At 56.6% G+C, this 11,363-nt stretch carries 5 protein-coding genes; 4 read left to right on the top strand and 1 reads right to left on the bottom strand.

Features of this window, described 5'->3' with window-relative positions:
* Positions 1-56: 56 nt before the first annotated feature.
* On the bottom strand, positions 57-2,678 hold the full coding sequence (locus ABGM91_RS00320; protein WP_354832828.1) for a DUF2339 domain-containing protein: 2,622 nt from the start codon (positions 2,676-2,678) through the stop codon (positions 57-59).
* A gap of 411 nt (positions 2,679-3,089) precedes the next feature.
* On the opposite strand from ABGM91_RS00320, the gene ABGM91_RS00315 reads away from it, so the two are divergent.
* From ABGM91_RS00315 to ABGM91_RS00300, 4 genes are all read left to right on the top strand, one after another.
* The gene (locus ABGM91_RS00315) at positions 3,090-5,951 is read left to right on the top strand and encodes a beta-N-acetylglucosaminidase domain-containing protein (protein WP_354832826.1); all 2,862 of its coding nucleotides are present in this window, start codon (positions 3,090-3,092) and stop codon (positions 5,949-5,951) included.
* Positions 5,952-6,246: 295 nt separating this feature from the next.
* The gene (gene recJ / locus ABGM91_RS00310; RefSeq protein WP_354832824.1) at positions 6,247-7,929 is read left to right on the top strand and encodes a single-stranded-DNA-specific exonuclease RecJ; all 1,683 of its coding nucleotides are present in this window, start codon (positions 6,247-6,249) and stop codon (positions 7,927-7,929) included.
* Between the two features lie 1,171 nt (positions 7,930-9,100).
* Positions 9,101-10,261: a 2-isopropylmalate synthase gene (locus tag ABGM91_RS00305; protein WP_354832822.1), complete on the top strand. Its 1,161-nt coding sequence runs from the start codon at positions 9,101-9,103 to the stop codon at positions 10,259-10,261.
* Positions 10,262-10,572: 311 nt separating this feature from the next.
* Positions 10,573-11,355: a hypothetical protein gene (locus ABGM91_RS00300; RefSeq protein ID WP_354832820.1), complete on the top strand. Its 783-nt coding sequence runs from the start codon at positions 10,573-10,575 to the stop codon at positions 11,353-11,355.
* Positions 11,356-11,363 lie beyond the last annotated feature (8 nt).

The following is an 11,363-nucleotide window of genomic DNA, read 5'->3' as shown; positions in this document are numbered from 1 at the left end:
TGGACCGCCCGGCTGGTGATGCAATGGTCAAATTTGTCTTCTAAAGTAAGATGACGCTAACTTTTTGGCGCCTCCCCCCGGGGATTCTTTTTGTTCCGCAGCTTGATATTGAACTTCTGGTACAGGAAGGAGGAAATGAGCACGATGGCGGCCAGCCCCACGAGGGCTCCCACGCGGTAAAGCTGTCCGAGGCTGGAAATATCGTAACAGACGGCTTTCAGCAGGGTGATGCCCAGCAGGGCTAGCCCCGCCATGCGCACCCTGGAAGACCTGATGTCAAATCCCGTGGCGATCAGCCCCAGGGCAAAGAGGCTCCAGGCGATGGAGATGGTCAGGTCCTGCGCCACGCTGCTCCCGAACTGGATCATCAGCGGACGGTCTCCCGGCGCGGCGAAGCCGCAGGAAATCTCCGTGTTCATCCAGATGAAGAGCAGAATGGCTCCAAAGATATTCAGGATCGTGACCATGATGCGGAGACGGGATTTGTGGTTTTCCGGCAGCCGGGGCGCCACTTTTCTCTGCACCCACCAGGCTCCGGCCATGCAGCAGAAAACCATGGTGGCAAACATCGTGCGCAGGGCCGGCATTCCCGCCGGGTCAAGCAGGACAAAGGCCTGGGACAGCCCGTTGCGGACAAACAGGAAAGCCAGCAGGAGAAAACCCGTCCAGGCCAGCCTGGGCAGGAGGAATTTGGCGCACAGCAGCAGAAGGGCCAGCCCTTCCAGGGACCAGGCGACGGTCAGGGGGGCTCCGGTCCACTGGAGGCCGATGGCCAGGGTCACCATGCCGATTCCCGCCCCATAGTAGAAACTGAGCACGGAAGAACGTTTCAAAAGCGTTTCAGCGGGAAGCTTCTGCAAGTACAGGGCAGCCAGCAGGGGAGGAACCGCACAGGAGAGGGCGACGGCGGCCTCCCAGAAACGGGCGGACTCCGGAAAATGATCCATCCCGAAAAGCCGCCATGAAAGGTAAAACAGGGGAGCCGCCAGCGCGGAGGCGCTCCACGCCAGCAGGCCGCTGCGGAACCGCCGGACCAGCACAAGGGGAAGCAGGAGGACCGCCAGAAAAACGGCTGCGGAACCCACGGGATGAATTTGCTGGCAGGAGGCCGCCAGCGTGTACCCGGCTGCCGCCACCACCAGGGCCTGCCCCCTCTGGTGCCGGACGGCCATCACGCAGAATGCGGCGGCTGTCAGGAAAACGTATAATGGGGTGGAGGCGGACGGGGGCATGACCAGCAGCCACGCCAGAGCCGCCGTGGCGAAGCAGGAAATCCTGACGCCCGGCTGGAGTTCTGCCAGATAAGCTCCTCCGGAGGGCGTGCGTGCGGACAGCACCGTGTAGGACGCCGGAATCATGAACAGGCAGAACAGCCCCCGCAGCAGGGCGGGGAGCCAGAGGGGGGACTGGGTAAACCCCGCTGCGGAAGACTGGTAAAAAAAGAAGACGGTAAAAAGCCCCATGGGCAGGAAGCATCCCCAGTACGTGGCTCTGGCGCGTGCCAGGGGGAGCAGGGCTATCATGGGGAGCATGCCTGTCAGCAGGAGGAGCGCCTGGGAAGAAAAAGAAAGGAACCGGAAGCTGCACTCCGACTCCAGGCGGAAGGCCGCCAGGCAGGTCACGGCAATGGCGCAGAACGCCAGGAAGAAGGGCATTCCCTTTTTCTCAGGTTCAGGCTGCCGCTTGCCGGCATACAGGCCGTAGCCGCCGTACAGCAGCAGGGTGCACAGGGAGAGGACGGCCACGGCCGCAACATGGGAGGGGCCTCCGTATTCGTCAAACCAGCCCATCAGCAGGATGGTATAAGCCGCCAGTCCCGTGCCTCCGGCGGCCGTCCACCTGGTGGCGGCAACGACGGCGAGCAATCCGGCATTGAGGATGGTCATGTACAGGAACAGGGAAACCGTATGGTCCTGGCCGGTGGACAGGATGACCGGGGTAAGGAACCCGCCGATGATGCCCAGAAAGGCAATCACCCGGAACCGCAGCCGCACCGCCAGGACAAACGCGGCCGCCGTGGTGGCCGCCAGCAGGGCGGAGGCTATGGCAGGGGTGAAGAAGGGAAGCTCGTAAAACATGCGCCCGGCGCAGGTAGCCAGGTACAGCACCAGAATGCCCGTGGAGGTCAGCGTGCCGGAAAGGATGGGGTACTTCCTCCTCAGCCGTGACAGCCCGGCGCCCAGCAGGACGGCTGCCGCCAGGTACGTGAGGCCCACCCTCCATTCCGGAGAGATCAGGTCATTGTCAATACTGTACTTGACGAAGAAGCCGGTCCCCAGGAACAGGACGAATCCCCCTATCCAGGAGAGCAGCTTGGCGCCGATGAAGTATTCCCAGGAAAAGGAAGCAGGCAGGGCTGCGGCGGGTTTGATGTTCCGGACCGTATGCACGCTGTGCCGGGGAGAAAGGGCCTGGGCGGGTTCCCGGGCCGGAGCGGCAGGGGGAAGCGTGCGGACAGGCTGGGCCGCGCTTTCCGCAGGGGGCGGGAGGCTCTTCCTGGTCTCTGCGGGGACATGCCGGGGAGAGGAACGGGGATCCAAACGTTCTTTCAGCCGGGCGACTTCCGTCTCCAGGGTGTAGACTTTTTGTTCCAGAGAAGTGACCTGGCAGGCCTTCACAAAGGTGAAGACCATTCCGGAAAGCAGGCCGAGGACCAGCAGCAGAATGAAAAATTCCATGGGGAGGGAAGGGGGGTAGGGAAAATGTATTTTACACCGTAAGAACGGAACTGCAAGATGCAAAAGGGGACATGGGAGGGCCGGGCTGAATGCGCGGCCATCCCGTTGGGAGGGAAAACCATGGACGGGAGACGGAAGTTTAATCCATTCATCTTCCGGATTGTTCCGCCGTGGCGCCCTTAAGCTGCGTTTTCCGTCCATAGCGTGTATTGGAATTAAAAACCTCTTAACGTCAGGATTGGTTTGATTAAAAGGCCGGGGGAGAAAGGATTCATCCCGGGAATCTTTTCCATCCGCTGGCATCTTCCGGGCCTAGCTGCGTTTTCCTCCTGTTGACATATTGCAGTGTCTGAACAAAACGTTTTTTCTTGAGGTGGAAAGTCTTTTTTGATTCCATTATCGCGCATAATCATGAATGGCTTTCAACTTCTTCAATGTGGTTTGAGCGTGGCGGCCCTGCTGGGCGGTTCCGCTCTTGCGGTGGCGCCCGCCGTGTATCCGGCTCCCCAGCAGTCCAAACTCTCCTCCCAGACGGTCGCTTTTTCCGGAAAGCCTTCCGTGGTCATCCGCTCCGCCAAGACGGCCGGGAGCAAGCTGCTGAACGGGGTTCCGGAAAAATCGGGCGCCTACAAGCTGGTCATCTCCCCGCAGGGAAAAGTGGCCATAGGCGCCCATGACGAACGCGGCGCGTTTTACGCCATGCAGACGCTGCGGCAGCTGGGCACGAAAACCGGGGGTGAGGGCGTGACGCTGCCCGTGGGGGAAATCACGGACTGGCCGGACATTGAATTCCGCGGAACGGTGGAAGGCTTCTACGGCACCCCCTGGAGCCATGAAGCCCGTTTGAGCCAGCTGCGCTTTTACGGCCAGAACAAGATGAACACGTACATCTACGGGCCCAAGGACGATCCCTACCACTCCTCCCCCCATTGGCGGGATCCCTATCCCGCGGACCAGGCCGCCCAGATCAAGGAACTGGTGAAGGTAGCCAAGGAAAACCACGTGGACTTTGTCTGGGCCATCCACCCCGGCAAGGACATCAAGTGGACGGAAGAGGACATGAACAACGTCATCAAAAAGTTTGAGATGATGTACAAGCTGGGCGTCCGCTCCTTCGCCGTATTCTTTGACGACATCTTCGGCGAAGGCAAGAGGGGGGACATGCAGGCCCTCCTGCTGAACAAGATTAACAACGAATTCGTCAAGGTGAAGAAGGACGTCACCCCCCTGGTCATGTGTCCCACGGAGTACAACCGCGGCTGGGCTGATCCCAAGCCGGGAACCTACCTGGACATTCTGGGCGACCGTCTGGACCCCTCCATCCACGTCATGTGGACGGGAGATTCCGTATGCCATGACATCACGCTGGAAGGCCAGCAGTGGGTGAACAAAAGAATCAAGCGCCCCTCCTACGTCTGGTGGAACTTCCCGGTGACGGACTACTGCCGCTCCAACCTGTGCATGGGCCGCGTGTACGGCGTCGCCACGGAGCCGGGAGCCAAGGAATCCATGGGCGGTTTCGTCTCCAACCCCATGGACAAGCCGGAGGCGTCCAAGGTCTCCCTCTTCGGCCTTGCGGACTACACCTGGAACATCAACGGCTTTAAATCGGAGGAATCCTGGAAGGAAGGCGTCAAGCGCCTGTTCCCGCAGGCGGCGGAAGCCATGCAGGTCTTTGTGAACCACAACTCCGACCAGGGCCCCAACGGCCACGGCTACCGCCGCGAGGAATCCGTGGAAATAGAACCCGTGGTCAAGCGCGTGCTGGAAGCCGCCCGTGAAGGCAAGGTAGTGAAGGCGGATGCGGCCCTGCTCAAAAAGGAATTCGCGCGCATGGCCGCCGCCGCGCCCGTCATCCGGGCCAAGGCGGACAATCCCCGGCTGATGAAGGAAATCGGCGCGTGGGTGGACGCCTTTGAACAACTGGGCCGCGCCGGACAATGTGCCGTAGCGGCGCTGGAAGAAAACAACACGAAGGACGCCGTAACCCAGCTGGTGCAGGCCACGCAGGCCCTGGCAGCCATGGACGGCATCTCCCGCCGCCACAACCAGGAAGGCCAGCTTTACCGTTCCGTGGTGAAGACCGGTTCCCGCGTGATGACGCCCGCCGTCAATGAACTGGCGGACATCGTCTCCAAAAAAGCCTTCCCGGCCATTGCTGGCTCCCCGGCGCTTTCCCCCAAGCCGCTGGTCAAGGGCGGCAGCATGGACAAGGCGGAACTCTTCTGTGACGGGGACCGCGGCTCCTTCTGGCATTCCGGCGCCTACGGCGAGCCGGGAGACTGGTATGGCGTGGACTACGGCATGCAGATTCCCGTGCGGAGCGTGGAAGTGCTCATGGGCCGCAATGACAAGGACGGCGATTATGTGGCCAGGGGACAGCTTGAAGGCTCCCGGGACATGAAGACGTGGAAACCGCTGGGACCGGAAACCTCCGGCATGCAAGTGGTGTGGCAGGCTCCCAAGCCCGTCTCCCTCCGTGCCGTGCGCTACCGCATCATTGAACCGAAGAAAACGGACAACGGCCGCTCCGTCTGGACCGCCGTGCGGGAAATAGCCGTCAACACGCCTCCTGCAGCCATGGCCGCTTCCAATGTGGCGGGGCTGGAAGGGGTTTCCGTACAGAAATCCGACAAAATCGTGCGCATCAACCGCGTGATGGAAACGCACAAGATGAAGCCCGGCGAATTCATCTCCCTGCAACTGGAAGGCCCCACGGACGCCACCTGGCTGGAAGTCAACCTGGAACGGGATGACCTCAACTCCTGGGCTGAAGTTGAACTGGATGTGGAAGGCTCCGCCAAACCCGTGGTGCAGAAGCTGGACAAGCAGGGCAGAAACTTCATTGCCAAGGCGAACCAGCTCCCCAAGGGAATCAAGGGCATGAAACTGGTCAACAAAAGCGGCAAGGAACAGGACATCATCCTGAACATGTTCAAATTTGACGTTCCCCCCTCGGACCCCGGCACCAGCCTGGTCTCCCTGACTGACAGGAACCTGAAAACGGTCTACCGTGCCGACAAGCCTCTGGATGTGACCATTCCCAACCTGGATAACCCCAAGGCCTCCAAGGTAGTCGTCGTAGGGTCCGCCGCCTTTGCCATTCAGGCGCGCCGTGGCGAAGGCGCCTGGGTGCCTGTAGGCAAGAGGAACGCCGGTCCCGGAGCCTCTGAATTTGCCATTCCCGCCGGAACTTCCGCCGTGCGCCTGACGTACAAGGCACCCCAGCCGGACGCGATCATCAATGAGGTGATCTTCTCCTCTAAAAAATAACGGTATCAAGCGTGGGCGCCTGATATGACGGCCCCGTCCGGAGAAAATCCGGACGGGGCTTTTCCGTTCACGGGACATCCGGCATGAAGGCCGTTCCTTCCATATGGGAATGCGCATTATTCATTACGGCGTAAAGAACCCCTTTGTCCGGAGCAGGGGGCCTTCCTTTTTCTTCTGCTCTGACAGCCTGTTATGGAAACAACCTTGACCCTGTTGGGCGGCGGGATAAAATACTTCCATGACACCGGGCTTTCATTGGACTCTCCGCCCCTCCGTGAGGGAGGATGATCCGGTCTTGAAAGCGTTTCCCGCAGAACTGCCCCTGCTGGTCAAGCAGCTCCTGCTGCAGCGCGGATTTACCGGAGGCGTGGAAACGGACCTCTTTCTGGAACCCAGGCTTTCCCATCTGAGCGACCCCTTCCTGATGGGGGAAATGAGAGCCGCCGTGGACCGCATTTTCCAGGCTGTGGATGAAGGGGAAACCGTGTGCATTTACGGGGACTATGATGTGGACGGGGTCACCTCCGTGGCGCTCCTGCGGGCCATTCTGATGTCCTATGACCTGGACCCGCAGTACTTTATACCCGTCCGTTCCCGGGAAGGCTACGGGCTCAGTGAAGCGGGCATAGAGCGCTGCCTCTGCGAATGTGCGGAAAAACCCAGCCTGCTCATTACCGTGGACTGCGGCACCTCCTCCGTAAAGGAAGTGGACATGCTCAACGGCCTGGGAATAGACGTCATCATTCTGGACCACCATGAGGCGGGGCCGCTGGGCCGGCCGGATGCGGTGGCGGTGGTCAATGCCAAAATTGAGGAAGACAGCCCGTACACCTACCTGTGCAGCGCGGGCGTGGTCTTCAAGCTGGCCCATGCCCTGCTGAAGGAGCGGAAGCTGAAAACCTTTGACCTGAAACTTTATCTGGACCTGGTAGCCGTGGCTACCGTAGCGGACATTGTCCCGCTGGTGGATGAAAACAGGATTCTGGTGCGCCACGGCCTGGGAAGGCTGGCGCACAGCCGCCATACGGGCCTCAAAACCCTGACGGAAATAGCGGGCATCCGCCCTTCAGATTCCGCCAACCATGCGGGCTTCCTGAACGCCGCGCATGTGGGCTTCAGGATAGGCCCCCGCATCAATGCCGCCGGGCGCATGGACTCCCCCATGGACGCCCTGGAACTTCTCCTGACCATGGACAACAGGCGCGCCGTGCAGCTCGCCCAGATGCTGGACTCCCACAACCGCAAGCGGCAGGAGGAAGAGGAAGCCATCCGGACGGATGCGGTGGAAATGCTTCACAACTCCTTTGACCCGGAACGGGACAACGTCATCGTGCTCGGTTCCCGCGCGTGGCATCCCGGCGTGGTGGGCATCGTGGCCTCCCAGCTTATGAGGCGGTACCACAAGCCCACCTTCGTCATCGCCTTTGATGAAAGCGGCGTGGGGAAGGGCTCCGGCCGCTCCATCCCCGGCGTGTCCCTGGTGCAGGCCATCCACCACTGTGCGGATACGCTGGTTTCCGGCGGCGGCCATGACATGGCCGCGGGCCTGGTGATTGAGGAATCCCGCATGGACGACTTCCGTAAGGCCTTCAACCGGTACGTCTCTGAAACCACCACGGAGGAACAGCGCAGCCCCGTGCTCAACATTGACATGGAAGTCTCCTTCCAGGCGCTGACGCTGGACCTGCTGGACAGCTATGAAAAGCTGGAGCCCTTCGGCAACTCCAATCCCCAGCCCCTCTTCATGAGTTCCGACGTTTTCCCCACGGAACCGCCCAAGCGCGTGGGAACCAACCATTTGAAGCTCTTCATGCGGCAGGGCATGGTGGAGCGTGACGCCATCTTCTTCAACGGCGCGGAGCGGGAACTCCCCAATCCCCCCTGGGACATCGCCTTTACGATTGACCGCAACGTGTACCGCGGCCGCGCCTCCCTGTCCATCTCCATTCAGGAAATACGTTCTCATCAGGAGATATAGAGGATTAAGCCCGTAGAGCAAAGTGTAGAAAAACGGCCTATTGCCGTGAATAGCAATAAGCCGTTGAGTTGTGGATAATATCTCAATCTTAGTGTTGAGGCAACACTAAATAGATTGGTATTAGGCGTATTATCCAGTTCAGATTCATATACTTTTCTCCTCTAAAACTGTTTTCAGCAATGAGTTTCGGTTAATGGGGTTCTATGTTTATCCGTACAGTATAACCTTGTTTAACAAGATCATGCACAATATCCTTATTGTAGAATCCCTCATTCGGTACCGCAATGAAGTAAATTGTTACTATTGCCGGTATAAAACGTCGATAGATATAGTGTTTTTTAGCCATTCTAATAATATTGACCTCGCTTCCCGATTTGACATCCTCATCATGAACCTCTATAAGGTGGTTGCTAGACAGCAACTCTGATATCAACTTCTGTATGAGGCCGTGTTCAGGGAGAAAGGGTGAGGTATTGGGTGTACCTTGCCCTTTTCTGTCCTGGAACGCCCTTCTTAATAGTAAATTGGAATTTACTTGTCAAGCTGATTGCTAATTTCCCCTAATAGGAAATGATTTTTTTTGAAAGGATTGACAATCTTCAAGTTTCTAATCATAATCTTTCATCTAGGAGGGGTTCCTCCTTTCAATTGCACTTTTACGAGTGCATGGCTCAGATAATATCCATCTGTAGATGTTTACAGATGGAAAGTGTCGCATCCTTACGGATGCGTGGATTGAAACCTATTGGGGGATATTGGTAAAAAAGAATGCTCTGCCCAGCTGATACTAATACTAATGTCAGCTGGGCAGCTCTTTATGCGGAAAGTATATTGCTTTTCAATAGTCCAATTGATGAAGTAGGCTAACGAAGTCATAAACGTTTAGTGGTCTTGACAGGAATACATAGAAAGTGCATCGTCTGCCTTGTTCCCCCATTCAGGGCGGAGTTATGGTAAAAATAAGCAAGATGAACACCCTGTTCCTTCAAGGTCGTCTATTGCTACTTCTCGGACGGTAGTCCGTGAAGATATCTTGATATGCGCCGGTGAGCCGTTCCGGCGCGAGGGAAGTAAACGGCTGGTCTTGATTTGCGCCAAAGGAAGGATTCCGGAACAGGAACGTTTCCGTGCGCAGTTTCCGAAGGAACGAACCCTTAACATTTTTACTGTAATGAAAGAACACATACATATTTTTGATACGACGCTGAGAGACGGGGAACAGTGCCCCGGCGCGGCGATGACCGTGGAACAGAAAATACAGGTTGCCATGCAACTGGAAGCTCTGGGAGTGGACGTAATTGAGGCGGGCTTTCCCGTCATCTCGGACGGCGATTTCCAGGCCGTCCGCACCGTGGCGGAACGCACGGAAAAAAGCCGCGTCTGCGGACTGGCCCGCTGCGTGGAGAAGGACATCATTGCCGCCCATGAAGCGTTGAAAGCCGCCGGAGACCGGGAGCGCATCCATCTGGTGGTGGCCACCTCCCCCATCCACCGGAAATACAAGCTGGAAAAAAGCCGCAGGCAAATCAGGGAGATGGCCACTAGGGCCGTCGCCATGGCCTCCGGATTATGCGGGGAAGTGCAGTTTTCCGCGGAGGATGCTTCCCGGACGGAACCGGAATTCCTGGCGGAGATTGTGGAAGCCGTGATTGATGCGGGAGCCGCCGTCGTCAACATTCCGGATACGGTGGGGTACACAATGCCGGAGGAATACTACCACCTGATTTCCTACCTGAAATCCAACGTCCCCAACGTGAGCCGCGCCAGGCTTTCCGTCCACTGCCATGACGACATGGGAATGGCCGTAGCCAACTCCCTGGCGGCCGTCCGCGCCGGGGCGCAGCAGGTGGAGGGCACCATCAACGGCATCGGTGAACGGGCGGGCAACACGGCCCTGGAAGAAGTCATCATGGCGCTGCATTCCCGGCCGGACTTCTTTTCCGGCGTGCAGACCGGAGTGCGGACGAAGGAACTGGTGCGGACCAGCCGCATGGTGGCCGCCATGAGCGGCCTGTCCGTCTCGCGCTCCAAGGCCGTGGTGGGGGCGAACGCCTTTGCCCACGGTTCCGGCATTCACCAGGACGGCGTTTTGAAAAACCGGAGCACTTATGAAGTCATGGACCCGGAGGAAATCGGCTGGGGAGCTACGGAACTGCCCCTGACCAAGCATTCCGGCAGGCACGCCGTGAAGATGCGTCTGAACGCGCTGGGCTTTTCCGTTCCGGATACGGACATGCCGCGCCTGTTTGAATTGTTCAAACAGCGTAGAGACCAGTGCAAGTTCGTGTATGACGACGACTTGTCCGCCATGGTGCACGCCATTCATGTGTAAATCTCCGCCTCCGGGAATTCCGCGAAGAAAAAATTCCCGGAGGCGGTTCTGACAAAGAAGGAGTGAATTACGGAGGGAGTCTGGTTCACCGGTATTCAGAAGAAGACAACGACTTTTTTCTGCTGGGGATATTTCGTAGAATATCTTTCCCGATTTTTCCTTATGATAGCTTGGAGGGAAAATTGAATACGTGTGACATGAAGAGAAAACCAGGCTGCCAGGCGTATTGAATATGCCGGTGAGAGCATTTGTTTTATGATTTTTCAATATTTCAATTTACAATTTGGATATTCTAGTTTATAGATAAATATATGAATAGTATAACAAAATTACTGTTTGGTGTATTATTTTCAGCTACGTCATTTTATGCAACGTTGGAAGCGAAACAATTGAGATGTGATGTGTCTATAGAGGGTCTTAATGTAGAGGGTATACTGCAACCCCAGACTTTGCGTTCTTACAAAGTCAATACATCAGCCGTTTTTAGTTACATACATCATGATGGTAAGAATGGGCCCGAAGAAAATTATAATAAGCAGCTTGGACCGTATGTTGTAAAAGAATTATTCCCTCTTGGAAAAATAGAGGCTGAGATGGAAGCCACTGCTCAGGCTGTTAGAGAATCGTTTGTAAAATTGGGGGAGGAGTGCAGAACAAATGGTTGTAATTGTGCGGTTCACGGTTGTGCTTGTTTAGGCATAGGTTGCGATATTGCTGCTTTAGCTCTTACGACTGACCGTTCTTCTGAGGAGGGAAAATTTTTGCAGGAGAAGGAAATGAAGGAAAATATAGAGGCTTGTAAAAATCCTGTTGTATTGAAAAATATAAAAGATATAAAAGGGATCAAAGTTGCGCAAGATGCATATCTTTGTAAACATTATAAGGAAGAAATCCTTCATGGAATTATCAATATATATACCATTCGTGATAGCCGATACATTCACATCATTGGAATGCATGATGAGACCGGCCAAGTGAAGATGGTCTTCTTTGATATGACTGATACTTACAAAAAAATTGAGAAACGGGGCAACAAGTCAGCTAAGATGAATATCAAGGAATTAATGGCAAGACATGAACCCGTAAAGAAATGAAAGAGCTT

Origin of the sequence: Akkermansia muciniphila, assembly GCF_040616545.1 — a bacterium.
Classification (GTDB): Bacteria; Verrucomicrobiota; Verrucomicrobiia; order Verrucomicrobiales; family Akkermansiaceae; genus Akkermansia; species Akkermansia muciniphila_E.
The sequence above is the reverse complement of the archived record's forward strand: the minus strand, read 5'-3'. Positions and strand labels throughout refer to the sequence as shown.

What these genes read in the sequence shown, in the direction of transcription:
- ABGM91_RS00315 (WP_354832826.1), top strand. Translation starts at nt 3,090, where the DNA reads ATGAATGGCTTTCAACTTCTTCAATGTGGTTTGAGCGTGGCGGCCCTG.
- ABGM91_RS00305 (WP_354832822.1), top strand. Translation starts at nt 9,101, where the DNA reads ATGAAAGAACACATACATATTTTTGATACGACGCTGAGAGACGGGGAA.
- ABGM91_RS00300 (WP_354832820.1), top strand. Translation starts at nt 10,573, where the DNA reads ATGAATAGTATAACAAAATTACTGTTTGGTGTATTATTTTCAGCTACG.
- ABGM91_RS00320 (WP_354832828.1), bottom strand. Translation starts at nt 2,678, where the DNA reads ATGGAATTTTTCATTCTGCTGCTGGTCCTCGGCCTGCTTTCCGGAATG.